General features: G+C 68.5%; 19 protein-coding genes. 11 read left to right on the top strand and 8 right to left on the bottom strand.

Going from position 1 to position 26,833, the window contains the following annotated elements; all coding sequences use genetic code 11:
* Positions 1–252 precede the first annotated feature (252 nt).
* The 7 genes from Pla123a_RS09105 to Pla123a_RS09075 all read left to right on the top strand — a co-directional run bounded on the left by Pla123a_RS09105 (position 253) and on the right by Pla123a_RS09075 (position 9,129).
* Entirely contained in the window at positions 253–1,032 is a 780-nt protein-coding gene (locus Pla123a_RS09105; RefSeq protein ID WP_146586072.1) for a hypothetical protein, read from the top strand.
* A 176-nt stretch (positions 1,033–1,208) separates the two neighbouring features.
* Positions 1,209–2,267, top strand: coding sequence for an SDR family NAD(P)-dependent oxidoreductase (locus Pla123a_RS09100; RefSeq protein WP_146586071.1), 1,059 nt, complete (start codon positions 1,209–1,211; stop codon positions 2,265–2,267).
* A gap of 541 nt (positions 2,268–2,808) precedes the next feature.
* Positions 2,809–3,897, top strand: a complete 1,089-nt coding sequence (locus tag Pla123a_RS09095; RefSeq protein ID WP_146586069.1) for an acyl-CoA dehydrogenase family protein — start codon at positions 2,809–2,811, stop codon at positions 3,895–3,897.
* Between the two features lie 348 nt (positions 3,898–4,245).
* The gene (locus Pla123a_RS09090; protein WP_146586067.1) at positions 4,246–4,866 is read left to right on the top strand and encodes a biliverdin-producing heme oxygenase; all 621 of its coding nucleotides are present in this window, start codon (positions 4,246–4,248) and stop codon (positions 4,864–4,866) included.
* Positions 4,863–7,118: an ATP-binding protein gene (locus Pla123a_RS09085; protein ID WP_146586065.1), complete on the top strand. Its 2,256-nt coding sequence runs from the start codon at positions 4,863–4,865 to the stop codon at positions 7,116–7,118. The genes Pla123a_RS09090 and Pla123a_RS09085 overlap by 4 nt, the downstream gene beginning before the upstream one ends.
* Entirely contained in the window at positions 7,115–7,549 is a 435-nt protein-coding gene (locus Pla123a_RS09080) for a response regulator (protein WP_146586063.1), read from the top strand. The genes Pla123a_RS09085 and Pla123a_RS09080 overlap by 4 nt, the downstream gene beginning before the upstream one ends.
* Positions 7,546–9,129 carry a hybrid sensor histidine kinase/response regulator gene (locus Pla123a_RS09075; protein WP_197527816.1) on the top strand — a complete coding sequence of 528 codons (1,584 nt, stop codon included), beginning with the start codon at positions 7,546–7,548 and terminating at the stop codon, positions 9,127–9,129. Before Pla123a_RS09080 ends, Pla123a_RS09075 begins: the two co-directional genes overlap by 4 nt.
* Before the next feature lie 56 nt (positions 9,130–9,185).
* Here the strand turns inward: Pla123a_RS09075 and Pla123a_RS09070 are convergent, their stop codons facing one another.
* The 3 genes from Pla123a_RS09070 to Pla123a_RS09060 all read right to left on the bottom strand — a co-directional run bounded on the left by Pla123a_RS09070 (position 9,186) and on the right by Pla123a_RS09060 (position 13,657).
* Entirely contained in the window at positions 9,186–9,689 is a 504-nt protein-coding gene (locus Pla123a_RS09070; protein ID WP_146586059.1) for a DUF4112 domain-containing protein, read from the bottom strand.
* A gap of 89 nt (positions 9,690–9,778) precedes the next feature.
* Positions 9,779–11,434, bottom strand: a complete 1,656-nt coding sequence (locus Pla123a_RS09065) for a PDZ domain-containing protein (protein ID WP_197527815.1) — start codon at positions 11,432–11,434, stop codon at positions 9,779–9,781.
* Between the two features lie 237 nt (positions 11,435–11,671).
* The gene (locus Pla123a_RS09060; RefSeq protein WP_146586055.1) at positions 11,672–13,657 is read right to left on the bottom strand and encodes a vWA domain-containing protein; all 1,986 of its coding nucleotides are present in this window, start codon (positions 13,655–13,657) and stop codon (positions 11,672–11,674) included.
* Between the two features lie 266 nt (positions 13,658–13,923).
* Here Pla123a_RS09060 and Pla123a_RS09055 point away from each other — a divergent pair, with 266 nt between their 5' ends.
* Positions 13,924–14,880 carry an alpha/beta hydrolase gene (locus tag Pla123a_RS09055; protein WP_146586053.1) on the top strand — a complete coding sequence of 319 codons (957 nt, stop codon included), beginning with the start codon at positions 13,924–13,926 and terminating at the stop codon, positions 14,878–14,880.
* A gap of 98 nt (positions 14,881–14,978) precedes the next feature.
* Here the strand turns inward: Pla123a_RS09055 and Pla123a_RS09050 are convergent, their stop codons facing one another.
* From Pla123a_RS09050 to rny, 4 genes are all read right to left on the bottom strand, one after another.
* Positions 14,979–15,941: a LysM peptidoglycan-binding domain-containing protein gene (locus tag Pla123a_RS09050; protein ID WP_146586051.1), complete on the bottom strand. Its 963-nt coding sequence runs from the start codon at positions 15,939–15,941 to the stop codon at positions 14,979–14,981.
* A gap of 333 nt (positions 15,942–16,274) precedes the next feature.
* The gene (locus tag Pla123a_RS09045; RefSeq protein WP_146586049.1) at positions 16,275–16,979 is read right to left on the bottom strand and encodes a hypothetical protein; all 705 of its coding nucleotides are present in this window, start codon (positions 16,977–16,979) and stop codon (positions 16,275–16,277) included.
* Positions 16,980–17,196: 217 nt separating this feature from the next.
* Positions 17,197–18,015 (bottom strand): TIGR00282 family metallophosphoesterase, encoded by an 819-nt coding sequence (locus tag Pla123a_RS09040; protein ID WP_146586047.1) that lies wholly within the window; start codon positions 18,013–18,015, stop codon positions 17,197–17,199.
* 69 nt (positions 18,016–18,084) lie between these two features.
* Complete coding sequence (rny, locus tag Pla123a_RS09035; protein WP_231956366.1) at positions 18,085–19,746, bottom strand: ribonuclease Y; 1,662 nt, start codon at positions 19,744–19,746, stop codon at positions 18,085–18,087.
* 937 nt (positions 19,747–20,683) lie between these two features.
* Between rny and tilS the strand changes: the two genes are divergently transcribed.
* Positions 20,684–21,679, top strand: coding sequence for a tRNA lysidine(34) synthetase TilS (gene tilS / locus Pla123a_RS09030; protein ID WP_197527814.1), 996 nt, complete (start codon positions 20,684–20,686; stop codon positions 21,677–21,679).
* Here tilS and Pla123a_RS09025 read toward each other — a convergent pair.
* The gene (locus Pla123a_RS09025) at positions 21,676–22,860 is read right to left on the bottom strand and encodes a serine hydrolase domain-containing protein (protein WP_146586043.1); all 1,185 of its coding nucleotides are present in this window, start codon (positions 22,858–22,860) and stop codon (positions 21,676–21,678) included. The genes tilS and Pla123a_RS09025 overlap by 4 nt on opposite strands.
* Before the next feature lie 219 nt (positions 22,861–23,079).
* Between Pla123a_RS09025 and Pla123a_RS09020 the strand changes: the two genes are divergently transcribed.
* Together Pla123a_RS09020 and Pla123a_RS09015 are read left to right on the top strand one after the other, a co-directional pair.
* Positions 23,080–26,298 (top strand): AsmA-like C-terminal region-containing protein, encoded by a 3,219-nt coding sequence (locus Pla123a_RS09020; RefSeq protein ID WP_146586041.1) that lies wholly within the window; start codon positions 23,080–23,082, stop codon positions 26,296–26,298.
* Between the two features lie 134 nt (positions 26,299–26,432).
* Positions 26,433–26,789, top strand: a complete 357-nt coding sequence (locus tag Pla123a_RS09015) for a hypothetical protein (RefSeq protein WP_146586039.1) — start codon at positions 26,433–26,435, stop codon at positions 26,787–26,789.
* Positions 26,790–26,833 lie beyond the last annotated feature (44 nt).

The raw sequence follows: 26,833 nt of genomic DNA, 5'->3' as shown, positions 1-26,833 counted from the left end.
GGCGCAACCTCGACTAGATCGCCTCGCAGTGACGAATTGGCGTGCGCAAATCGCGTGCCGAACAGTATTGGACCTGTCCCCGTTTGTTCGTTCTGAATTGGACCTGTCCCCGTTTGTTCTTCTCATAGATGTTCGTTTGTTTGAATCCTGCGCGGTTTTCGGAGGAAATGAGCCACCCGGTCGGCGAGAATGCAGATGCAGTGTGTACGCATGGGTACACTCGCCATCGAACCGCCAACCAAGGGAGCAAGCATGGGTCGACCACGGGTGCTGGACGAGGGGAAGCAGCGGGAGGTGTGCGCGCTGCTGACCTCGGGGATGACCTTCGGCGAGGCGGCAGCCTATGTCGGCTGCTGCGAGAAGACGATTCGACGCGAGCAGCGGCGCGACGAAGACTTCGACGAGCGGGTCCGCCGGGCGCGGATGGCGGCGCGGCTGGGTCCCCTGCAGGCGGTGCGGCAGGCGGCGGCGACCCACTGGCGGGCCGCCGCGTGGCTGGTCGATCGGCAGGACCGGCAAGAAGAGCGCGAACGACGGGCGCGGCGCGAGCAGGCCAAGCTCAAGCAGCAGCGGGCAAAGTCTAAGCCCAAGCAGCCGACGCAGCCGTGGGACCTCGAGCAGGAGATCCAGCAGATCGCTTCCGCGCGACCGGCGGCGGGTGAACGTGAAGCAGCAGCCTTCGCGAGTCCCCCGCGTCGGCCGTGGGAGCCGCCCCTCGCCGCCTCTCCCCTCGCGCAAAAGCGACGCTCGCCGGTCGCCGCGGTGCTGAACGAGCTCGCGGAGCAGATCGCTGCGTCGGCGCGGCCGGATTCGGCTGCTCGTAACCAGTCGCAGCGTGGGACAAAACCGCCGGTCCGGCTGGCGCCAGCATCCGCGGCAGAGACGGCCAGGGAAGGTCTGAACAACGACCATGCGAGCGACGCCCCCGAGGGTTTTGTCCCCGCGCTTCGTATATTCGGACAGAACGACGCCGACCCGCCGACGCAGGTTGCCGAATCCGCCGACGCGTCGGACTGCGCTGCGATGCTCTAACGGCGACCAGCGCGTCGCGGTTGGGGCCAGTCGGCCCACCGATTTCGAACAATGCTGCGGTTTTTGCCCGCGGCTTGGCTCCCGGTACGGCGATTGCAACCCGGTACGGCAATTGTAAATCGTTCGGTGCGATACGAACTGAATGCTACCGAACTCCGCTTCAAGGGATCCCTGTTATGCGCCGCACCTTCACCAACCTTGCTCTCCTGGCCGCGGGCGGCGCTGTGGGCGCCCACTTGATCAAGCGGGTCGTTGAGCGGCGGCGGCACTTCGAGATGCCGGGCCGGGTGGCGATTGTTACCGGCGGCTCGCGGGGCCTCGGGCTGGTGCTCGCCCGCCGGCTGGTGGAGCAGGGCGCACGGGTGGCGATCTGCGCGCGGACCGAGGCGGACCTCGACGCGGCGCGGGAGGAGCTCACGGCGATGGGGGGCGATGTGCTGGCCGTCCGCTGCGACGTGCGCGATCAGCACGACGTCGAGCGGATGGTCGACCAGGTCCGCGACCATTTCGGCGACATTGACCTGCTGTTCAATGTGGCGGGCGTGATCCAGGTCGGCCCGCTGGAAGAGATGACCAAGGACGAGTTTGAGCTGGCGATGCAAACCAATTGCTGGGGGACGCTGCACACCGTGCTGGCCGTGCTGCCGACGATGCGTCGGAGCGGCTGGGGCCGGATCGTCAACATTGCCTCGCTCGGCGGCAAGCGGGCGGTGCCGCACATGCTGCCGTACTCGGCCAGCAAGTTCGCGGTGGTCGGGTTGTCGAACGGGCTGCGGACCGAGCTGCTGGAGCACGGCATTTATGTGACCACTGCCTGCCCGAGCCTGATGCGAACCGGCAGCCCGCGGAACGCCATCTTCAAGGGCCAGCACCGCAAGGAGTACGCCTGGTTCAGCATCGGCGACAGCCTGCCGCTGGTGAGCATGAGCGCCGAGTCGGCGGCGGAGCAGATCCTCGACGCGTGCCAGAACGGCCGCGGCGAGGTGATCATCCGCGGCGTCGCGAACTTGGGCGTGGCGCTGCAGTCGGCGTTGCCGGGCGTGACCCGAGCGGCGTTGGGGGTGGTCGCGGGGCTGCTGCCGGAGCCGGGCGGCGTTGGCTCGCGGCCGGTCCGCGGTTACCAGAGCGAGAGCGGCTGGTCGCCCTCGTGGCTGACGCAGCTGACGCAGGCGGCCGCGCGGCGGAACAACGAGCTGCGTCCGCGCCCGATCGACATGGGACCGTCGGGCGGCTAGTTGGCTGGGCGATTGGTTGGCTGGGCGATTGGTTGGCTGGGCGATCGGGGGCTGGGCGGTCGAATTCGAGCGGCGAAAATCTTGGACCAACAACTGATCTTGCCGTGATTGTTTACCGATCCTATACATCGAGTTAACCGTGCGGGGCAATGACTACTGGTTCGCTTGACGGCGAGCCTCCCCGACGGGAATGTCGTGCCAGGAGTTGCGACAATGGCTACCAAGCCCGTCAAGAGCGCTGCGAAACCCTCGAAGTCGACCAAGGCCAAGGCCGCCCCGGTGAAGGCTTCGGCCAAGACCCCGGCCAAGAAGGGTAAGTAGTTCGCCTGACAACGAGGGCCGGCCGGAGGCCAGCCAGGCCGCCGGCCCTCGACCAATCCGAACGTTCTATGGGCGCCGCGGCCTTGCCGCGGCGCCTGTTTTGTTGGGCCCACGGCGGTGCCCCGCCGGCTGCTCAGTGGCAAGCGGCGGCCAATCGTGATTCAATGAGTGGCTGACGCGTTCGATCGCCCGCCACCCGCCCGCCGCCTGGGGCCCCCGCATGCACAAGATCACCTCGCCCGACTCCCCTGCCCTGGCCGCGCTGTGCCAGGAGCTCGCCTCGCGCGCCGACGCGACCGACGCGTCGGGCGAGTTCCCAGCGGAGCAGATCCGGCTGTGCGGCGAGGCGGGCGTCTACGAGTGGTTCCTCGCGCCCGAGTGGGGCGGCCAGGCGTGGACCGACGCCGACATCGTCCGCGGGTACCTCGAGCTGAGCAGGGCGTGCCTGAGCACCACCTTCGCCATCACCCAGCGGACCGGCGCGTGCCGGCGGATCGCTGGCGGCGGCAACGATCAGCTGAAGCAGCGGCTGCTGCCAGGCCTGGCCACGGCCGACTCGTTCGCCACGGTCGGCATCAGCCACCTAACGACTAGCGGCCGCCACCTGGCCGAGCCGATGCTAGCGGCCGAGCCGGTCGACGGCGGCTGGCGGCTGACCGGCCGCGCACCGTGGGTCACCGGCGGCGTGGCCGCCGACTGGCTGGTGCTGGGCGCCTCGATCGTCGACCAGGGAGACGCCACCGGCGAGGAGGTGCTGCTGGCCACGCCCACCGACGCCGACGGGCTGACCGTCGGCGACCGCTTCGAGCTGGTCGGCGTGACCGCAAGCTCGACCGGCCCGGTGGTCCTCGAGGGGGTGTTCGTGCCAACCGAGCAGCTGATCAACGGCCCGGCGGAGAAGGTGATGTCGATCGGCCGGGGCGGCAATACCGGCGGCTATGAGACCTCAACCCTGGCGCTCGGCCTGGCGTCGGCAGCGATCGGCTTCCTCGGCGACGAGGCCACCCGCCGCAACGACCTGCGTCCGGCCCACCAGCGGCTGGCGGGCGAGGCGGCCGACCTCGAGCACGACCTGCTGGCGGTCGCGGCCGGGGAGCCGGCGTGCAGCAACGAGTCGCTCCGCACGCGGGCCAACAGCCTAGTGCTGCGGGCGACCCAGGCGGCTCTTTCCGCCGCCAAGGGCCGCGGCTACGTCGCGGGGCACCCGGTCGGGCGCTGGTGCCGCGAGGCGTTGTTCTTCATGGTCTGGAGCTGCCCTGCGCCGGTCGCCAACGCCAACCTCTGCGAGCTGGCCGGCATCGCCGAGTGAGCTGGCGTCACTGAGCGGGCCGGCATCAATGCATGGGACAGCGGCTCCGCCACTGCTTGGGATCGCGGGGGCCTTACTGGCTGTCCAGTCGGGCGGGATTTAATCAGTGCGGCTCCCGCGCGTTCGGTCGTCTCGCGACCAACGCGGCGGCAGACCGAAAAGAGTGGCCGCCTCGGGTGTGGTAAGTTGATGCTTGCAGGACCACTCTCTTGATTGACTGTCAACCAGCTCGCTAACATAATGACGCCTTAGCCGCCAGCGTCACGCGGGCGGCTTCTCCTGTCGGCCTATGGCAGCCCGGCGCTTTTTTACCGGGGGCCTCCGTGCGCTCCCGCAAAGGAGTGCTCGATGGTTAATGCGATGGACACACCGGGTCGACCCACCAACCAGCTCACCGCGAGCCAATACCTGCGGTTCTCCACACGCTACTTGCACGAGTCGCTGGAATCGCAGATCGATTGGTCCGCAGCCCTTTCCAACCTGGCAGGCTACTGCCGGCTGCTCGCCAGAATCCAATCCGTGCAGCGTCCCGTAGACAACGCCCTCGACGCCCTGCTCCCGAAAGCCCCCGACCAACCGCACGAACGCCGCAACGCGGCGTGGCTCGACCGCGACCTGGCGTGGGCTACAGCACAACCGGACGGCCCCGATAAGGTTCCCCAGCGCGAGCCGGTCGACGTCAGCTGGATCGGGACGCCCGCCGAGGCCGCCGGCGTTGCCTACGTGTTCGAGGGGTCGACGCTCGGCGCCGCGGTGCTGGCCAAGCAGGCGCGGGACAACCTCGGCGCCAGCCCGGACGCCGGCTGCGAGTACCTCAGCGCTTACGGTTCCCAAACTGTGCCGCGGTGGCGTCAGACCCAGCAGTGGCTCGACCGGAGCCTGGCGACCGAGGCCGACACGGCCGCGGCCGCGGCGGCCGCCCAACGCGCCTTCCTCGCCTACGCTCAGGCGATCGGGGGACAGTCATGACCAGCCCCCCCTCCGACCACGCGGTCGACCTCACCAACTGCGACCGCGAACCAATCCATATCCCCGGCGCAATCCAGCCGCACGGCTGCCTGCTGGCGTTCTCCACAACCAACCTGCGGCTGACGCGGTGGTCGGCCAACGCGGCCAAGTGGATCGACGAGCCCCCGCGGGCCGGCATCGCGTTCGACGAGTTGTTCGCCGGTGCGTCGGGCGAGCGGCTCGGCGAGATCCTGTCGGGCGCGGCGGGCATCGTCAACCCGCTGGCCCTCGCCCTCCGCGGCCGGGACGACTACTTCAACGCCGGCGCCCACCACTTCGACGGCTCGCTGATTGTCGAGCTTGAGCGCGCCGACGGCGGCGCCCAGAGGGCGGCCCTCGCCAGCCTGCCTCTGCGGCTCAACCTTTCCAACCAGCACCTCCAGGCTTGCGGGTCCCTGGACGAGCTCTACAACGGCATCGCCCATCAGGTGCAGTTGATCAGCGGGTTCGACCGCGTGATGGTGTACCGCTTCCTCGAGGAGGGGCACGGCGCGGTGGTCGGCGAGGCGGTCGACGACCGCTTCGAGCGGTTCCTCGGAATGCACTACCCCGCGACCGACATCCCCCAGCAGGCCCGGCGGCTGTACGTGCTCAACCCGCTGCGGGCGATCGCGGACATCCTGGCCGATCCCGTGGCGATCGAGCCGCAGGATGGGGCCGCGGACGGCCGGCCACTCGACCTCAGCTATAGCTGCTACCGCGCGGTGTCGCCGATTCATATCGAGTACCTGCACAACATGGGCGTGCGGGCGTCGATGTCGGTGAGCATCGTGCACGAGGGGGAGCTGTGGGGACTGATCGCGTGCCACCACTACGAGCCGCGGACCCTCTCATTCGAGCAGCGGGCCGCGTGCGAGATGCTCGGCCTCGTGGCGGCGACCTACCTCACCGCCCGCGAACAAGACAACAGCAACCGCGAGCGGAGCGACCGGCGAGAGCGGCTGGCCGAAGTAATGCAGACGGTCGCCGAGGCCGACGAGTTCGGCAAAGGCGTGCTGCACAGCGCCGACGAGCTGTGCCGGGTTGTCGACGCCGACGGCGTCGCGTTCTGCTGGCGGGGTGGGTTCAATGGTTGGGGCGACCTGCCCGCCGAAGGCGTTATCGACGAAATCGCCAGCCGGGCGCTCGCCTCGCCCGACAAGGCCTGCCGCACCGACCGCCTGGGCGAGGTGCTGGGCGTGCCGCCCGAGGAGCTCCACGGTGTGTGCGGCTGCCTGGCGGCGCCGCTCACCGCACCCGACCTCCGCGGCGTGCTGTTCTTCCGCAACGAGTACGCCAGGGAGGTCACCTGGGCCGGCAACCCTAATAAACAGGTCACCACCGGCCAGGACGGGGCGCGTTTGTCGCCGCGGAAGTCGTTCGAGCAGTGGCGCGAGACCGTCGAGGGGCGCTCGCGCGAGTGGTCGCCGGTCGACATCGAGATGGCCGACGAGATCCGCGGCGGCATGCTCGAGCTGCTCGGCCGCCGCGCGGCCCAGCTCGCTCGGATCAACGCCGAGCTGACGCAGATGAACTCCGACCTCGACTCCTTCGCCTACGCCGCCTCGCACGACCTCCGCGAGCCTCTCCGCGGGCTGAACCACACAGTGTTCCTGCTGCAGGAGCACCTCGGCGACCAGCTCGACGACGAGGTCGCCCGCCGCAGCGAAAACCTGCGCCGCCTGACCGGCAGGATGGAGCAGCTGGTCGACGGGCTGCTGCGGCTATCGCGGGCCGGCCGGGGCGACCTCGAGATCGAGGCAATCAACCTCGAGGAGGTCGCCCACGACGCGCTCGAGATGGCCTGCGGCGGAGTGGCACCCGAGGGCGTGTCGCTGACCGTGCGGAGCGACCTGCCTGTCAGGGCCGACTACCTCTGCCTGCGCGAGCTGCTGACCAACCTGATCAGCAACGCCGTGAAGTACAACGACCAGCCCGAGAAGACGATCGAGGTCGTCTGCTCCGATTCGCACGGCTACCGCTCGGCCGAGGGCGAGACCGCGCCGGTCGTCTGCGTGCGCGACAACGGCATCGGCATCCCGGCGGACAACCACGAACAGGTCTTCCAAATCTTCCGCCGCCTGCACGCCCAGGGCGACTACGGTGGCGGCACGGGGGCCGGTTTGACCATCGTGAAGAAGATCGTACAGAGGCACGGCGGCCGGATCTGGATTGAGTCGACCCCGGGCGAAGGCACGGCGTTCTACTTCACGCTGGAGAACGCCGCCCAGTGAGCACCGAGGCCCCCGCAATTGCGTTCGTGGAGGACTCCGACCTCGACTTCGAGATGGCCGTCCGGGCGGTCCGGGCGATCGCCCCTGAGGCCAGGGTGCTGCGCGGGCAGACCTTCCACGACGCTGTCAAGATCTTGGCAGAACCGCGGCTCAGGCTGCTGGTGCTCGACATCAACCTGCCCACCTGCAACGGGCTTGACATCCTGCAGCAGATTCAGAAACTCGACGAAGCGCGACGCATCAAAGTTGTCGTGTTTTCAACCTCCAGCAACCCGGCCGACCGAACCGCGGCCTTGTCGTCCGGCGCGGTCGGGTACCACGAAAAACCCTCCGACACCCAAGCGTATTTCGACACGGTCGCCGCCTTTGTCGAGCCGTGGCTCGACGGCCCCGCGACCGACCCCACTCGCCCCCCAGAACCAACGCCGTGAAGCGCAGAGTCCTCATTATCGACGACACTCCCGAAGACCGGGAGATCGTGACGCGCGCCCTGCGCCAGGACTCCCAGGTCCGCTACGACCTGAAGGAGGTCACCTCCGGCACGGAAGGGCTCAACGAGCTGCAGCGGGCGAACAGCCCCTACGATCTCGTGTTCCTCGACTACCAGCTGCCGGACATGAACGCCGAGCAGTTTGTATCGAAGCTGATCGGTCCCGACCAGGCGCCCGCCGTGCCGATCATCGTGCTGACCGGCAGCATGGCGGTCGACTTCTCGGCAATCGGTCCGCTCGAGCACGGCGTGCAGGACTTCTTCACCAAGAACGAGGTCACGCCGGAGGTGCTGGGGCGGGTCGCCAAGAACGCGATCGAGCGCCACCGGCTGCTCAGGCGGCTCGTGGACAGCGAGCGGGCCGCCGACGAGGCACGCGAGTCGGCCGAGCGGGCCAGCCGCGCTAAGTCGCACTTCCTAACGCTCATCAGCCACGAGCTGCGGACGCCGCTCACCGCCATCCTCGGCTTCGCCAAGCTGCTGACCGACAACCCCAGCGCCGAAGACGCCGACCAGATGCTGCGGATGGTCTCCGACAGCGGCGAGCACCTCCGCGACCTGCTCAACGACCTCATCGACATGGCCAAGGTCGAGGCCGGCACGCTCGACGTCGAGATGGAGGAGTTCAACCCCAGCGACGTGATCCGCGCCACCTGCCAGCTGATGGAACTAAGAGCCTCGGATAAGGGCCTCACCCTGACCCACGAGCTGGCCGACAACATCCCGCCGGCGGTCTGCTCGGACCCAACCCGGGTACGGCAGGTGCTGATCAACCTGCTGGGCAATGCGATCAAGTTCTCCGAGACCGGCGGCATCCGCTGCAGGGCGGTCTACGACGAGCAGCAGACGAAGCTGGTGATGCTTGTGTCGGACACCGGTCCGGGCGTGCCCGACTCCCTGGCCGAGACGCTGTTCACGCCGTTCGTGCAGGGCGGACGGAATTCGAAAGACGGCCACCGCGAGGGCGTTGGGCTAGGCCTGGCGATCAGCCACCGGCTGGCCGAGATGATGGGGGGCGACCTGTCGCTCGAGTCGACCGGCCAGTCGGGCTCGACCTTCCGCTTCAGTGTCCTGGCCGAGGAGCCGGGCTCCAGCGACTCCTCCTGCGGAACCCGTGTGGCGGCCGAAACGGTTTCCAGCGACGCCGCGCCCGACTTTGCTGGCAAGCGCGTGCTCGTCGCCGAGGACACGCTGGCCAACCAGTACCTGATCAGGCGGCTGCTCGAGCCGACCGGCGTTGGGATTGAGATTGCCGAGAACGGCGCAGAGGCGGTACGGCTGGCGGCCAACTCCGACTTCGACCTAATCCTGATGGACATGCTGATGCCGGTGATGGATGGCTACACCGCCACCGAGCAGCTCTGCCAGCAGGATTGCCCCGCGCCGATCATCGCCATCACCGCCGCGGCGATCGCCAGCGACAACCGCCGCTGCCGACGCGCCGGCTGCGCTGACATCATTACTAAGCCGATCGACAGCGACCGGCTGTTCTCGGTGCTCGCGCACTACTTGCAGAAGTAGGGTTCTCGACAGCGTGCTCAGGTAGGCGGGGTGCTCGGGTAGACGGGTACTGCCGGCTACGGGATCATCAGCGGGCGGGACGCCCAGCTTGGGGACGCTTTGCTGCTCGATTCACGTGCGGCGTAGCGTTTTCCGACCATCCGTTCGAGCCGCTGCTGGTCGAAGTCCGGAGGCAGCTTGCCCAGGTGCTCGAGCTCGGCGATCAGCACCCGTAGGTTCTTCCGGTTTGCCCGCCACGCAACGTCCGCCAGGTCGCCTACTAGCGGGATGGCGCCGACCAGGAAGTCGATCCCCGAGTTGGCCAGCATCTTCACCAGCACGCGCTTGCGGGCGCCGAGTCGTCGAGCCTCCCACATGTAGTACGCGCTGATTAGTGTGGTTAGGGCGTCGCCGCCGATCGGCAGCAGTCCGATCACCGCGTCCCAGCCGAGCCGGATCCCTGTCCCCGGGATCCGCACGGCGTCGTCGAACAGGCGGCTGAGCTTTTCGAGCCGCAGCAGAACCGGCTCGGTCGCTGCAGAGGCGCCTGGCTCGTTAATGGTGTCGAGTTGGTGAGACATTGTGTCGCCCGATCATGGGTTGGCTGGTGCAAGGACGCGGCCGGCCCACTAGGGGCCGGCCGCGTATAGTTTTCGAAACCGTGGCCGCTCTATTGGCTTCCGCCGCCGCCACTTCCGCCGCCACCAACGGTCCCGCCGCTCGGGGCCGAACCCATACCCGCGCCGCTTGAGGTGCCGATGCCGCTGCCGCTGGCTGCGGGCCCGCCCTGACCGCCCAGACCGATCCCGCTTCCAGAGCTGGCGCCCTGCTGGCCGGGCATCGCGCCGGGCTGTGGGGCGGCGGGCTGATTCATCGCGGCCGGGTACGGCACGCTGCCCCGCGGGGCTCCGGCAGCGAACCGGGCTATATTGCGCCGGAGCAGCTGGTAGCGTGACGCCTGCTGCGGGGTGAGCTGCTGACCGCTCTGCATCATCTGCTGGGCGGCTTGGTACTCGCCGCGAAGCTGACGGGCTAGGCCGCTCTGGCTATTCATCTGGAGCTGACGCAGTTCGGCCAGTTCTTGCGAGCTCAACTGGCCCGATTGCGACGCCAATTGTTCAAGACGGGCACGCTGCGGGTTGGCATTGGCGGCAGAGTTCGAACCGGCCAAGTCACGCAGGCCCTGCATGCTCCTGTCCGAAACGCGGTCGGCGACGCCCGGCCCCATCTGGCGGAGCATGTCGAGCCGCATCTGGTCGCGGTTGTTCAGCTCACCGCCCTGTTCCATCGACTGCAGCTCCTGGATCTGCTCCTTGTAGTCGCCGTAGCTGCTGTAGTTCCGGCCGATCAGCTGACGCAGGCGAGCCCTGTCGTCCGAGGTCAGCTGGTCACCATTCTGGCGGCGGGAGTAGAGCTCTTGGAGCTCGCTGCTCTCGTCCTCGCCGAGCTCGCCGAGGCTGTCGAAGCGGCTAAACTCAAGGTTAGTCAGCTCGTCGAGCCGCTGCTGCTGAGCGGTTGTCAGGCCGTTGTCGCTCTGGATCCGCATCAGGCGGTCGTACTCGTTCTGCTGGGCCGAGGTTAGCGCGCCGCCGTAAGCGCCGCCGCTGCCGAAGTAGTAGTCGCGGTCGACCTGCTGAGTCCGACCCGCGGTTGCGGGACCAAGCAGTTCCTCGGCGCCGAGCGAATCCGATTCTTCCGCTGCGCCGTTACGGTCGGCGCCGGCGGCAAGGGCGTCGCCCAGCGATCCCTGCTGCGAACCCTCCTCCTGGGCGGCCTCCATCCGGCGCTCGCTCTGCTGCTCGTCGGAGTACTCCTCGGCCAGCTTCTGAATATCGTCCCGGCGTTCTTCGCTGCCGATCCGCTCGGTGAGCGTCGCTTTAGCGGTCTTGTCGCCACGCATCACAGAGATCTCTACCTTGTCGCCCTTCTTGCGCTTCTCCATGACGTCGCGGAGGATCGTCAAGAACTTGTCGTACGGCTTGGTCTTGTACCCCTCGACCGCAAGAATGAAGTCACCCTCCTTGATGCCAGCTTCGGCGGCGGGCCCCAGCGGCTGCACCTCACGGACGACGGCCCCTTTCTCGTCGGCCTCGGAGATCGACATGCCCAGCAGGTGCGTCACGGCGGGCCCGGTGTATTCTTGGTCTTCTGGGGATTGGTCCGGTTCGGCTGGCGAGCCTTTGTCGAATTGCGTGACGCTGGTCTCCGGCTCCTGGGATACAACGGTCCCAACTAAGATCGAGCCGCACAGCAATGCGGCGAGGAGCCCACCACTGATGGCCTCGCTCCAGTCACGCTGACGGACGGTAAGACGGTGGATGCTCATGGCGGTTCCCTGCTTGGTTAGGGTCGACGGAGGGCGGCTTGGGCGACCGCCTACCGGAAGGATGGCTTGCTGAGCAGGGGTACAGCAAAGCATGTGCCGGCGCCATCGGAAGAGCCGGAAACACCGGCAGCTCACAAGGACTTAGGAACAGAACGCAGCGGCGATTGAGCGGCGAAAAGCCGGTGTGAGCGCCGCGCAACCAACGCCCGGCAGCGCAGCAAACGGGAAACAGGGCCGCTACAGCTTGGGAACCGGCGGCGGCTGCTTGCGGGGCGGCAGGTTGTTCATCGGCTCCCGCGGGGGGCGGCTGGCGTTCTGCGCCATCCGCTCGCGGCGGGCCGCGACGTCACGGAACGCCTCGCTCCATTCCCAGCCGAGCGGCGTCGAGAGCTCACGCTCGGCGAGCATCGCCCAGGGCGTCCCCGCGTGCGTCGCGACAACCCCCTCCAGCAACGCGGTCGCCTGCTGGGCCTGCTTCGATAGCACGCTGCCGGTGCTGATGTTGTCCGACGGCTTGATCATCCAGGTATCGGATTTCTCCTGCTCGAACTTCATCCCCTGCTTGGCCTGCGCGAGCATCGTGTTGTAGCCCTCGGTGCGGACCTTGGCGGCGAGCGCCCGGCCGTAGGCCAAGTCGTAGCCCGCCTGCCACCGCAGCGACTCTTCCTTGCGGCGGTCGCGTTCGCCGGCCGAGAGCGTCTGCACGAGCTCCTCGAGCCGCGGCTCGAGCTTGGCCGCGTCCCGCTGCGCAAGGGTCAGCGCCTGGGCGAACTCGGCCTCGTCGACCTTCTCAAACACCTGCCGCACCTGGTCCATCGGCGCGGTCCAGGTCCGCGCGGCCGCGCGGACCAGCGCGCCCCGGTCCTGCATCCGCACCAGGTTCTGGCGGTACTCCGACACCGTCACGTAGTCGGGCCGGTAACGCCGCATAACGCGGGGGTCGAAGAACTCGGTGATGTACGGGCTCATCACCGCGGTGTCGCGGCGGCGGACCGTCCGCCCGACCGTGCGGTTGGGGTGCACAGTGAAGTACGCCCCGCCGGTCTGGTAGGCGAGCCGCGTCAGCCCGAACGGGCCGAAGCCCGAGTCGAGGTTGGCCCTAGGGTCGCCGTTGTCGCCGCCGAGGAATCCGAGCTTGATCCGTTCGGGCATCAGCGACTCGGGGCCCTGGTCGACCGGCACGTCGATCGGCGTCTGGTCGTAGCGGTCGGCGTCGGGGTGCACGTACTTGACGAACGACTTCTCCCGGCCAAACGGGGCGGGCACGCCCACCACATAGACCGGCATCTGGTACTTCGTGCAGACGGCGACCGCGTCGTCCAGACGGCTGACGTCGTCGCCGGCCTCGTCCGTGAACACGACGATCATCACGTTCCGCCGGGGACGCTTCAGCCGGTAGTGACGCAGCTCTTGAGCGAGCGTGCCGATGGCGGTGAAAACATTCTCGACGCCGCCGTCGTCCTCGACCACCGAACGGACCGCCGACTTGATCTCTGTCAGGTCGTCGGTCGGATCGGGCGTCAGCCCGGCGACGCGGCTGCCGAACTGGGCGACGTAGGTCAGCAGCGGCTTGTCCTCGTGCTTCTCGAACGCCGAGTCGCCGTTGGCCTTGACCACGCCGAGCTCCTCGTAGACTCGGTCAAAGCGGCGGGCGATCTGCTCGCGCTGGGCCCGCAGGCTGCCCGACTGGTCGAACAGCCAGACCACCAGCGTCGGCTCGTTGTCGAGCGAAAGCAGGATCTCGGTGGTGATGCGGTCGACGGCTCCCTCGGCGCCGGTTGCGCCAACGCTGCCGACGCCCTGCACCAAGAGCGCGTCGTCGACGCGGGGGCCCTGGGTGATCGGCTGCTCGACCTCGAACGCCTGGACCTCGCCGAACGCGGTGAGCGGCTCGACCGGCATCACGATCTCGGACTCGAGGGCCTCGATCAGCGCGGCGGCCTCGGCGTTGGTCGAGCCGGCGTCCGCCAGCGCGCCGATCTGGTCCTGCAGCTCGTCGGAGAAGCGGAACTCGTCGGGGGGGGTCTCTTCGTCGAGGTCGACGGGCGTTGAGCTGAGCACGACCCGGTTGTCGCCGGGCAGCGAGAAGACCGCTACCGCGAACACCACCATCAGCAGCAGGTGCACGCCGAGGCTGATCGCCCAAGCGCCGGTCTCGGCGTCGATGGGCAATTCGTCGGCGCCGAACGCGCTGCGCAGCCAGCTACGGGCCTTCTCTGCCATGGAGGGCGCCTCTTGCTCGCGAGACCGGGGGCGTCGCGTGAAAATGGGGGACGGGGAGGCCTGTTCCGCGGACTCTGCTAGAATAGAGACCAGTGAGCCGCCTTACTCCATTGTCGGCAATCGCTTGGAATTATGCAACTTATTGCTGCCGCTTGGTTTGCGGGCGTTCGCGGCCCCGCAGCCGGCCCCCCGCCAGAATTGCCCGTATAATTGATAGACACGGCCCGCTGCCGCCGGGCACCTCACCCCGACCCCAGAAGGACGCCATGCTTGCTGACCGTCGAGCCCTGACGCTCTTTATCTCTGCCCTGCTCGCTAGCGCGTTTGTCTGCCCCAACGCCCTGGCCCAACGCGGCGGCCGACTCGAGATCAAGAACGAGAAGCTGACCACCAAGGACGGCGTCGAGCTGCACATCACCTACTACCCGTCCGGCGCGGGCAAGCGCGCCGTGCCGGTCGTCATCATCCACGACCTCAAAGAGACACGGCAGTCGTACAGCGACCTCGCCAAGAGCCTGTGGCAGCCGACCGGACCCGACGGTCAGCCGACCGGCTCGCCAGGCGACAAGTTCGCCGTGATCACCGTCGACCTCCGCGGGCACGGCGAGAGCGTCAGCCAATCGCTCCGTGGCCGCACCCGCGAACTCTCGGCGGCCAAACTCCGCGGCGGCGACTACGTAGCGATGGTGACCCAAGACATGGAGGCGGTCCGCCGTTTCCTAGTCACCCAGAACGACGCCGGCAAGCTCAACCTCAACGCGCTAAGCGTGGTGGGCGTTGGCCTCGGCGCGGCGGTCGGCATGAACTGGACCGCAGCCGACTGGGCCGCGCCGCCGCTCGCAACCGGCAAGCAGGGTCAGGACGTCAAGTCGCTGGTGATGGTCTCGCCACGCTGGAAGGAAGACCTGCCTGTCGTCAAGGCTGTGCAGCAGCCCGGGCTCCGCCGCGAGGTGGCCGTGCTGATGATGTACGGATCCAAAGACCGCCGCGTCAACGCCGACGTCGAGCGGATCGACAAGCAGCTCGCCCGCGACCGCACCAAGTCCGACACGCCCGGCGAACGGTTCCCCGACCTCATGAAGGCGGGCGTCGACACCGACCTGCAGGGCGCCGAGTGGCTGAAGCAGGCGGGCGAAAAGGGCGTCGGCCTGATCAGCGGGTACCTCGAGAAGCACTCGGTCGAGCCCGACTTCCCGTGGAGCGAGCGGCGGCAGTTCGACTAGCACACGGCGGGCCAACTCGGCAAACAACAACCGCCGTGCGGGGGCAGCTCCCCCGCACGGCGGTTTCTTTGTTGGCGTCTTCTAGCGAATAATGAACGCTACCGCGGCAGCCTCAGCTCGAGGCCGAGCGGCAGCAGCTCCGGGTGCGTCAGCTGCTCGCGGTTGAGCTCGTAGATCTCGGTCGAGCGTGCGGTGTCGCCGAGGTAGCGTTCCGCCAGCCGCGGCAGGCTGTCGCCGTCGGTCACCACGTGCGTCCGGGCGTGCGTCTGGGGGTCTTCCCACTGGCTCGGCGGCGCCAGCGGGGTCAACTCGGCGACCGGCTCGGCCCGCCAGGCGGAACTCGACGCGACCGCCGGGCCGGCCCACGGGTCCGCCAACGGCTGCGGCTGCGACACCTCGCGGACCGGCATAGTGCTCGGCGCGGCCCACTGTGCGGGCGGCTCGAGCGTCGGCGCGTCGAACGCCGGCGGCGTCGGCAGCTGCGGGCCCGGCGGCGAAGCCGGCATCGGCCACTGGTCAAGGGATCCGCGAGCGGGCGTGGCCGCTTCCGCGCCCCACGTCGGGTCGAGCGTCTGGGTCGCTGGGGTCTGCCAGGCAGTCGGCGTGGGCGACGGTTGGCCCGCCGGGCGGAGGGGAGCCATCTCTTCCTCAAACGACGACGGCAGCAGCGCCGGGTCGGCCGAGCGGGCGTCCCAGCCGCCGCTCGCCACCGGGGCGGCGCCGGGCGGCGGGCTTGCAGGAGCGGCGGCCAGTGTCGGGGCGGCCCAGCTGTTGGCCTGCCAACCCGAATTTCCTTGCGCTGCGGGCGGGGCGCTGGCGGCTGGAGCCGTCGCGGTCGCGGCGAACCCTGCTGGCGGGTTCATCATCTCGAGCGGGGGCAGGAAGTCCGCCTGGTGCTTGTCGACCATCGCGGGGCGCAGCTCGCCGTACGCGGGCTGCGTGGCGGGGGTCCAAGAATCGACCAGCCGCTTGGCGAGGTCGGGCGGCCCAAACGTCTTGGCGGCGATAAAGCCGCAGGCCAGCAGAAGAAGAGCAAACGCCGTCTTTGTGATACTCGTCACGGTGTACCTCGGTCCTTAGGCGACTCCGGCGGCGTCTGATGCAGACGCTCAGCGCGCGGGTGATCGCTTGAAGGGAAGTCTCGTCCGTGAGCTGTTGCGCGGCCACGATCCAGTGCGGCCACACTCTGTTCGAGAGGTATCGACGCGCCGATCACCGGAAACCGAGGACATCCGAAGAGAATCGGACGAAGAAACCCGGCCCGCTGTTAAGCTGTGCGGACCAGCGAAAACGGGCGGGCGTGGGCTGCTAGCGACGCCTGCGCAAGCGTGCGGCCGACGCTCAAAGCCGCGTCGGCCGCACTCGGTTCGAGAGTTGTCGCGCGGGCCGGTCGGCTAGCGGCGCCGAACCAGCAGCCCCGCGACGCCGCCCACCAGCGACCCGATCAACGCCGCCGAGGGCTCCGGCATACGAACCGGCACGTTGATCCCGGTCAGCGTGGTCTCGAAGAACTCGCCGGAGATGATGTTGCGGGCGACTATCCGCGCCGTACCGATCGGGGCGAAGTCGGTCGCGTCGGTGAGGGTCGACACGAAGTAGCTCTCTTCGGGAGCCAGCAAGTCGTCAACGCCAAACAGGTACTGCAGGCCGTCGCCACTGAAGCTCCGCAGCCCGAAGGAGGGCCCGACATCGCCGAGGCCGTCGGTCCGGTACTCGACCTCGGTCTGGAAGCCGGCGTAGCCGTCGACGAACACCGCGCGGACCTCCATGTCCGGGGCGAACGGCGCCCCAACCAAGTCCCGCAGTCGCGGGGCAAAGATCAGCGTCCCCTCGGTGTTGGACTCTACTACCCGGTCCTGCAAGTTGCCAGACAGCAGCACCTCGCCGAAGTTGCCGAGGATCTCGAACGGGTGCAGCGCGTCGCTCTGGACCGTGCCCGCAAGTCGCGGATCGCCGGCCGAAGTCGTGCCGAACAGCGGCGCCAGGTCGCCGGCGTTGAGCACCGCCGCGGCAGCGCGGTCGGCGATCGCCGCGTTCGCCAGCACAACAGACAAGCCGGCCAGCATCAGCCGGTGGGCAACGGGGTTCGCAAGTTTCATCGGGGGCCTCGCTCTCGTGTTTCCGGTTCCTGCCGCCGCGGCGGTGCGCCGCGGTCGGGTACTTGGGAATCAACAGAACGCGGAGCGGCCCGCCACCCCAGGAGAGATTTCTAAAGCAGCCCACCCCGCCAGGGGTGGGACCGGCGGCGAACTCCACACCAGGGCAACCGGCGAGGCGTAGCTCGCCGGCTAGTGGATTCCGGCGATTGGACTCCCGCTATGGGGCCGGGTAGTCCTTCGCGAGCTGCGCGGCACGCTCCTCGTCGACGCTCAGCCGGCGGATCGAGACCGCCCGGCCCGAGTCGGGGTCGACGTCGATGATGGCGCCGTTTAGCCGCACGTTCTCGGTGGCGACATCGAACGGCGAGGGGAGCCCAGTGAGCGTGGTCTGCAGCACGCGGTCGATGCGGCGGCCGATGATGCTCTCGTGCGGGCCGGTCATCCCGACGTCGCACTGGAAGGCCGTGCCGCCGGGCAGCACCTGCTCGTCCGCCGTCGCGACGTGAGTGTGGGTGCCCACGACTGCCGACACACGACCGTCGAGGTAGCGGCCCATGATCTGCATCTCGCTGGTCGCCTCGGCGTGGAAGTCGACCAGCCGGACCTTCACGTCGGAGGGCATGTGGGCGAGCGCGTCGTCCATGGCCCGCCACGGCGTGTCGACCGGCTTCATGAACAACTGGCCGAGCGCACAGCAGACGCCGACCGCGACGCCGTTCCTGGCTTTGACCACCGCCCAGCGGCGGCCGATCGCCTCGCACGGCAGGTTCACCGGGCGGACGATGTTCTCCTTCGCCTCCAAGATCTTGTAGATCTGCTTGCGGCGGTACAGGTGGTCCCCCAGCGTGATCGCGTCGACCCCCGCGGCGGTGATGTCCCGGTACAGCTCGGGCGTCAGGCCCGAGCCGCCGGCGGCGTTCTCGGCGTTGGCGATGACCAGGTCGAGCCGCTCTTCGACGATTAAGCCCCGCACCGCCTGGGCCACGATGGCCCGGCCGGGCTCGCCAACGATGTCGCCGATGAAGAGAAGGTTCATGTCAAAAGCGGAAATCGGGAAAGGCGAAAGGGGGACGCCCCCTGGCATCCCCCTTTCCACTTTCGACTTTTACTTGGCGGTTTCAGTAAAGCGGCTCTCGCGGATCATCGTGACGCGGATCTCGCCGGGGTAGGTGAGCTGCTGCTCGAACGCGGTGGCGATGTCGCGGCAGATCTTGGCGGCGGACTCGTCGGAGGTGTGCTTGGTGTTGGCGATCACGCGGACCTCGCGGCCGGCCTGAATCGCGAACGCCTGGTGCACGCCCTCGAAGCCGGTGGCGATGCTCTCCAGCTCCTGCATCCGCTTGATGTAACGGTCGAGCGTTTCGCGGCGGGCTCCGGGGCGCGAGGCGCTGCACGCGTCCGCCGCGGCGCAGATCACCGTGTACGGCATGTCGGGGCGGATGTCGTCGTGGTGGCCGAGCGCGGCGTGCACCACGACCTCGTTCTCGCCGTACCGCTTGAGCAGGTCGGCGCCAATCTTTGGGTGGCCCCCCTCGGTGTCGTGGTCGGCGGCCTTGCCGATGTCGTGCAGCAGGCCGGCGCGGCGGGCCAGGTCGCCGTCCATGCCGAGCTCCTCGGCGATCAGCCCCGAGATAAACGCCACCTCGATCGAGTGACGCAGCACGTTCTGGCTGTAGCTGGTGCGGTAGCGGAGCCGGCCGAGCAGCGTGATGACCTTCGGGTGCAGGCCGGGGACGTCGACCTCCTGCATCGCCTCCTCGCCGTACTCCTGCAGCTTGCCGTCGATCTCCTTCTCGGTCTCGGCGACCACCTCCTCGATGCGGCTGGGGTGGATGCGGCCGTCGGTGATCAGCTTGGCGAGCGCGATCCGCGCCACCTCGCGTCGCACCGGGTCGAACGCGCTGACGATCACGACGCCCGGCGTATCATCGATGATGACGTCGACGCCGGTCGCCTTCTCGAACGAGCGGATGTTGCGGCCCTCGCGGCCGATGATCCGGCCCTTCATGTCGTCGTTGGGGATGTCGACCGTGTTGGTGGTCGCCTCGGCGGTGTGGGCGGCGGCGAAACGCTGGATGCAGGTGATCAGCAGTTCCTTGGCCCTGACGTCGCACGCCTTCTCGATCGCCTTCTGCTGCTTGACAATCAGCGCGCCCTGCTCGTGGGCCAGCTCCTTGTCGAGCCGTTCGAGCAGCTGGTTGCGGGCGTCCTCGGGGCTGAGGCCGCTCAGCCGGTGCAGCGTCTGCCGCTCGACATCGAGCAGGTCGTCGAGCTCCTTCTGGCGGCGGTTCACATCCTCGGTCTTCTCGGCCAGCCGGCGCTGGTTGCTCTCGACCATCTTCTCCTGCTTGCCGAGCTGATCGTCGCGCTGCTGCAACGCATCCTCGCGCTTGTCGAGCTGGCGGTCGCGGTCGTGCAGCTCGTTGCGGAGCTTGTTGGCCTCGTCCTCGACGCGGGACTTTTCCTTGAGCGCGACCTCCTTGGCCTCGATCTCGGCTTCCTTGCGGCGGGCGACCGCCTCGAGGTTGGCGCGGTCAAGGATGTCGCGGGCCTCTTTGTCGGCGTCGCGGCGGCGGAGGTGGTTGATCAGCTGCACGAGGCCAAAGCCCATGCCGGCGCCAACCAGCGCGGTGATGATGTAAGCAGCGACCTGTCCGCCGGACATGCCAGCGGGGGCGGCGACGGGTGAGGCGACCGGGGTAGCTTGGGCGAGCAGCAGCCCGCCTAGCGGGGCGCCCAGCGCTGCGATGGGAAGTAGGAGTTGCATGATCGACTGTCTGTAAGAGCGGCGGCCAGGAGCCGCGCGTGAGGCTGGTTAGGACGCCGGCGTGTGCGGCGCACCAGGCAGAGAAGTCGGTCAGACCGACCAGCCACAGAAAGACTAGTAACGTTCAGCGCAACGCCGATGACGTCAGGGCTGCGTTAATCACGCCCCCCGCCTTAGGCATTCCTGATGTCTCTCTCGGCCGCTATCCCAAAATTGGGAAGCCGCAGGCGGCATCGCTGCACGCCCGGCGCGGCTGCGGGAGCGATACACGCTGCCGCAGGAGCGAAACCGGCCGCTGCAACAACCAGGCAGATCCGAGGAACTCTTGCCACCCCAGCACAAGCCGATCGTGCAGCGACAAGGCAACCGGCAACCAGCCAATCGTCTCGCGGCGTGCAATCGGCCAGGGGCGGCCATCAGGAAGCGAACGGGAGAGCCAAACCAACGCCTCCGCAGATCCGTCGGACGCCCCTTGCAGGGCCCGATCGTGCGTGCCGATCGGGGGTTGTCCAACCGGTGGCGGATTGTCAGAGGACGTCGATCTGGTGGTTCCGAGTCTTCGACAAACTCCCAATGCCCAAGGCGATAGCCATAACAACGCCGCAAGACACAGCCGTGCCCGGCGAGGCGGCCCGCCCAAGGGATTGGAGATCGTCGAAACACCCAGATGTGTCAACGTAGGAGCCTATTCTGCAAGCAAACTCTCTGCTCGGCGGCTGTACGACCACCGGCCCGCAACAGATATAATCAGCGAATAAGTTGGAAATGAATCCAGCAGCGCGTCGCGGGCGGCGGGACGATTTTGACCGGCCGGTAAGATCGCAGCAATGTACACAAATCAAAGCTCAGCCGCAAGATACGTCGCCGCGATGGCCGCTGATTGAGCGACGCGATCGGCGGTTCTCATGACACAATCGCCCGCACCCCGGGGACCCGCGTGACACCCTCGCTAACGGAAGCCGTTGCCCAGGCCTGGCCCCCCGCCGAGTGGCGCGACGTGCACTTGCTGGCCGCGGTTTCAGGCGGGGCCGACAGCGTCGCCCTGCTGCGGGCGTTGCACAAGCTAAAACGCGAGGCCGGCGGCCGCGGCCGGTTGCTCGTCGCCCACTTTGACCACGGCATCCGCGGCGTGGCCTCGGCCGATGACGCCCGCTGGGTCGCAGAACTCGCCGAAGGCCTGGGGCTCGAGTGCCGCCTCGGCGTCGCCGCGGGGCCGCCGCCCGCCAGCGAGCAGCACGCCCGCGACGCCCGCTACCGCTGGCTCGCAGAGACCGCCGGCGAGGTCGGAGCCCGGCACATCGCCACCGGCCACACCGCCGACGACCAGACCGAGACCATCCTCTACCGCTTGCTGCGGGGCTCCGGCCTGGCCGGCCTGGCCGGGGTCCCCCCCCACCGGCCGCTCACCGCGGCCTGCGACGTCGTCCGCCCACTGCTTGAAGTGACCCGCGCCGAGGTCGAGCAGCACCTTCGCGCCCTCGACCAGCCCTACCGCACCGACGCCACCAACGCCGAGCCGACCTACGCCCGTAACCGCATGCGGAATGAGCTGCTGCCGGCCCTCCGCCTCGAATTTGGTGAAGGAGTCGACGCCGCGATCCGCCGCGCTGGCCAACAAGCAGGCGAGGCGCAGCAGGTCGTCGGTGAGCTAGCAGCCCGGCTCGCCGGCGAGGCTCGGATCGACGGCAGCCCCGATGAGGTGCGGCTCTCCCCTGCCCTACTAGCTGCCGCCCCGCCGCTGGTCGCCCGCGAGGCGTGCAAGCTCGCCTGGCGTTCTGCCGGCTGGCCGGAGCAGTCGATGGGCGCCGAGCAATGGCAGCGGCTCTACACGCTGCTCTGTGACGCCGGCACGGCTGGCCTTCAACTCCCAGGCGGCGTTGACGCTCGCTGGGTGGATTCTATTGTGGTTCTGCGACGCACCAGCGCCGACTAGTCCGCTTGCCCGGCGCCAGCCTTCTTCACGTCAACGATATCCGACGCCGCGGCCGCTATCCGCACCGCCGCCTTCTCAGCCGCGGGGATGTCGCCGTCGTTGGCTGCCACTGCGACGACCAGGTTGCTCTCGAGGTCAAACGTAAGGTACGCATACCACATGGTGTTCGAGCCGTTGTGCCAGCACGACACGACCTTGCCGTCTCGCTGGGTGACGACCCAGCCGCACCCGTAGTTGTCGAGCACCGGCGTGTGGAGCCGCTGGTAACTTGCCGCGGTGAACAGCTTGCCCTCGCCCCGCTGCCCGCGGAGGTGTTCGTTGCCGTACCGGCACAGCTCTTCGAGCGTCATGCACGCCGTGCCGGCGGGACCCATGATCGGCGTGTTGTCGGCCGTGTCGGCGACCGCGACCTTGAAGCCGAGCCGCGTGACGTGGCCGCGGGGCTGCAGGAACTCCGGCGCCCGACTCTTGGGGGGCCCAAACCCGGCGTGCTCGAGGCCGAGCGGCTCAAAAACCTCCCTTCGTACAAGGTCCTCCCACGACTCGCCGGTGGCGGCCTCGGCCATTGCCCCGGCGATCGTGAAGCCGACGTTGGAGTACCGAAACGCCTCTCCCGGCGGCGTCAACGGGGGCTTTACCAGCACGCCGAGCACCGCTTGGCGGCGGGCGTCGACCGTCGGCCGCCCCTCGGCGGGGCGTTGGATCCGCACGGCGAGCGAAAAGTTAGCCGGCGCCCCGGCGGTGTGCGTCAGGAGCTGGCTGAGCGTGACGCCCCGCCAGTCGACGTGAACGCCCTCCTCGCCCAACGTCTGGCCGACAGTCGACTGCCAATCCAGGTCGCCCCGCTCGACCAGCCGGGCGATCATCGTCGCGGTGATCGATTTAGTGATCGAACCCAGGTGCCAGCGGTCGCCGACCTCCACCGGCACGCCACTGCCGAGCTTCCGCTCCCCGTCCGCCGCCGCGGCGACCACCTCGCCGTCGGCCATCACCGTGGCCGCCAGTCCTACCAGCTTCTGCTCGGCCCGGAGGTCTGCGACGAGCTTCTGCAGCGCGTGCTTCTGCAGCGCTTCGTCGCCAAGCCGAACCGAGTCGGGCTGCGCCCCGTAAGCCAGCGTGGCGGCCGCTAGCACGGCGATCACCACGCCGGTTCGATTGGAAAGCTGGTTGGCGACCGTCATTGGGCTGCTCGGGGCGGCGGTGTGGTGTCAGGATGGGTGGGGGCTATCATTAGAACCGTTCGGCGTGGCTGATTCGACTGAAATCCCGGCTACCTCCCGTGCTAGCACCGCCAGAAGGCGCCTTGACCGGGCGCACAGCAGGCCCCTACTATCCGCGCCTCTCTCGGGAGAAAAACCATCGCCGCTGCGCGGTCTTAAGAACCGCTTGGAGATCATCCGTTGGGCCGAGTCGTCAAATTCTGCTGGAGCTGCTTTAAGTGGGGCGCTGGGATTGCGCTCGTGCTGGCGGTGACGGTCGGCGGCTACCTCTACTTCAAGCTCGACGAGGAGATCACCCGCTACGCCCAGCAGTACCTGGCCGGGCAGTACGCGGAGCTCGACGTCCACGTCGGCAGCGCCCGCTACGTCCGCGGCAGCGGGGTCGTCGTCAGCGGCATCGAGATCGACGAGCCCCAGCCGGGCGGCCCGGCGGTCCGTATGCTCGAGATCCCCGAGCTGCGGCTGGTCGGCGAGATCGACGCCGAGGCGATCACCACCCGTCAGCCGAAGTTCGAGCGGATCGAGTTGATCCGCCCGCGGCTGAGCGCCGTGCGCCAAGCCGACGGCGCGTGGAACTTCGAGCGGCTCCGCCCCGCCCCCAGCGACTCCGGCCCCAGCGGCCTGCCCGTCCACATCCACGACGCGACCATCGCGTTGTCGGATTCTCGCAAACCGGAGGCCGAACCGGTTACGCTCCGCAACGTCGACCTCAAGATCACCAGCGGCCCGGCCGAGCCGGGCGCGGCCGCCGGGGTCCAGCAGATCACCATCGAGGGCCAGGCCGAGGACACCCTCGCCAAGCTGGTCCGCGTGCAGGGCGCCGTCGACTCCGACGGCGGGCGGCTCGACCTGACGATCGACGTCTCGCAGCTCGGCGTCACGACGCAGCGGCTGATGGCCGCGCCGGGCGTCCCCACGCTGCTGCTGGCGGGCCTCGACCTGGACGCCAAGCTCGACTCGCGGACCACGCTCAAACGCCTCTCGCCAGCGGCGCCGATCGACTGGCTGTGCGACTTCCACGTCAGCAAGGGGACGCTCTCGCACCCGCTGCTCCCCAAGCAGATGACCGAGGTCGACCTCCGCGGCAAGTGCGACCAGGCCGGCGTGCGGATCAAGCAGGCGACCGCCAACAACGGCGCCGCCGAGCTCAGCGCCGCGATCAACGTGCTCGGCTGGGGCCCCGAGGCCCGCGCGGCGGGCTGGCTGAAGGCGCTCAAACTCGAACTCAACAACGACGTCTACCGCGTGCTGCCCGACTCGCTCAAACGGGGCTGGGAGCGGTTCGACCCCGCCGGCGAGGTCGACGCCACGGCCTACTTCTGGACCGCCCCCGGCCGGGTCTGGTCCGACGTGAAGATCGACGGGCACAACCTTTCGTTCGAGGACAACAAGAAGTTCCCCTACCGGCTCACCGGCGGGACCGGCTCGCTCCGCTTTGTCGACAAACAGACCAAGGACAAGTCGCGGCTGGTGCTGTCGCTCAACGCGCAGGGGGAGGGCCGGGCGGTGCAGATCGCCGGCGAGTTTCAAGGACTCCCCCTTCCCCCCGAACGCCGCGGCGAGTGCCCCCCGGGCGTCCTCCGCGTCAGCAGCAACGCCATGCGCGTGACGCCGAGGCTGCTGGCCGCCCTGCCCCCCAAGGCGGGCCGCGTGCTCGACTCGCTGCACCCCGAGGGGGAGTTCGGCATCGTGTGGACGATGCGGCGTGACTCGCTCGCGCAGCCCGAGCCCGAACTCACCACCGACCTCTTGATCCACGACGCCTCGGTCCGCTTCGAGAAGTTCCCCTACCCCATCCGCCGCCTGACCGGCCGGGTCGAGCAGCGCGGCAAGCAGTGGACCTTCACCGAACTGCGCAGCCGCGGCGAAAGCGGCGGCGCGATGCTCACCGCCGCCGGAGCCTTTTACGAAGGCGAGGACCCGCCCCGCCTCGAGCTCGCCATCAACGGCGCCGGCGTGCCGCTCGACGAGACCCTCCGCTCCTCGCTCACCGACGAGGAGCAATCCGCCTGGGCGTCGCTCCAGCCGGCCGGCCGCGTCAACTTCCAGAGCCACATCCACTACCTTTCGGGCGAACCCAAGCCGCAGGTCAAGCTCACCGTGCAGCCCCAGGGCCAGACGGTCTCTATGCAGCCGCGGTTCTTCCAGTACCGCCTCGACGCGATCGAGGGCGAGTTCGAGATCAACGACGACAGCATCCGCTTCAACGACGCCCGCGCCCGGCACGGGCCGACCCACCTGATGGCGGACGGCGAGTACCAGAAGCTGACCGGCGGCGGCTGGAAGTTCGACCTGCTGCAGGTGAACGTCGAGCGGCTGGCGATCAACGCCGACTTCCGAGCGGCCGCGCCGCTCGGCCTCAAGAAAGTGATCGACTGCCTCGAGCCGCAGGGCGGCATCGGCGTGCACGACGGCCGGCTCTCGTTCAGCCACAACGGCGACCCCAGCCAGCCGATCCAGTCGGCCTGGGACGTGTTTGTCGACTGCGTGCAGCTGGACGTCAACGCCGGCGTGCGGGTCGACGACATCTACGGCACGGTCCGCGTGACCGGCAACGGCGCCGGCGCCAGCGGACACTCGTTCGGCGAGCTCCAACTCGACAGCCTGATGTGGAACGGCATGCAGCTGACCAAGGTCACCGGCCCGATCTTCTGCGACCAGAACATCTGCCGCCTGGGACGCGGCGTCGCGGAGATCAACCGCGGCCAGCCCCGCCCGATCACCGCCCAGGGGTACGGCGGCGTCGTGACGATGGACGGCCACGCCGTGCTCGGCCTGCCCTCCCAGTACGGCATGCAGGTGCAGCTCACCGCGGTCGACCTCGGCCGCCTCAACACCGACTACCTCCACAACGCCAGCGGCATCACCGGCAAGCTCAGCGGCGAGGTCACCGTGCAGGGCTCGGGCAACACCATCTACGGCATGACCGGCGCCGGCCGCCTGCAGGCGACCGAGGCCGACCTGTACGAGCTGCCGCTGCTGGTGTCCATGCTCAAGGTGCTCCGCAACCGCCCGGTCGACTCGACCGCCTTCAACACGGTCACCGCCGACTTCACCATGCAGGGCGACGACATCCTCTTCGAGCACCTCGACCTCGAGGGCGACGCCATCAGCCTGTACGGCCGCGGCGAGGCCAACCTCGACCGCCAGCTCAACTTGGTTTTCCACACGATGGTGGGCCGCAACGGCCTGGCCGCCCCCGTTCTCCGCACGCTCGCCGGCCAGGCGAGCGAGCAGCTGTTCAAAATCCGCGTTACCGGCAAGATGGACGAAGCGGTTGTAACGAATGAGCCCGTGCCGCTGGTGAGCAATGTGTTCCAGCAGCTCCAGAAAGACTTCCGCCCGCAACCGCTCACCCGCCCCGCCCAACTCCCCGACGCGGCCGCCCAGAGAAGGTAAGTTTTCATTGGAGGTAGTGAGACAACCAACTCGTCCGCGACTGGCGTTCGGCAACCTTCCGCCCCCTCATGGCCGGCGGCCTGGCTGACCGATAGCCGATAGCTGACAGCCAACAGCCTACGGGAGCTAGTGGTATGAGCATCGGACCCATGGGGGGCGTCCTCGGCAGCGCTGCCGGAGCGCCCCTCTCGCAGACCAAGGGCTCGGAGACCGAGCGCTCCGCCCGCGAAGGCGCCGCCCAGGACAAACGGGTCGACGCCGACAACCACGCCGACGCGGCCTCGGGCATCGGCACCACCGAGGAGGACCAGGCCACCGAGGACCGCGACGCCGACGGCCGCCGCATGTGGGAGGCCCCGCCCGACGGCGAGCACGACGCCGACGAACACTCCTCGCCCGACGACCAACACGCTTCCGAACAACCACGCGAACCCCGCCGGGTCCGCGACCCCAAAGGCGACGCCGGCAACCAGCTCGACCTGCTCGGCTAGCCGGGGCTGACCCAAACGGTTTAGTCCGGCTCCATTTTCAGCGG

This window comes from Posidoniimonas polymericola (assembly GCF_007859935.1).
GTDB classification, from domain to species: Bacteria; Planctomycetota; Planctomycetia; order Pirellulales; family Lacipirellulaceae; genus Posidoniimonas; species Posidoniimonas polymericola.
This window is presented reverse-complemented; position numbering and strand designations above follow the sequence as displayed.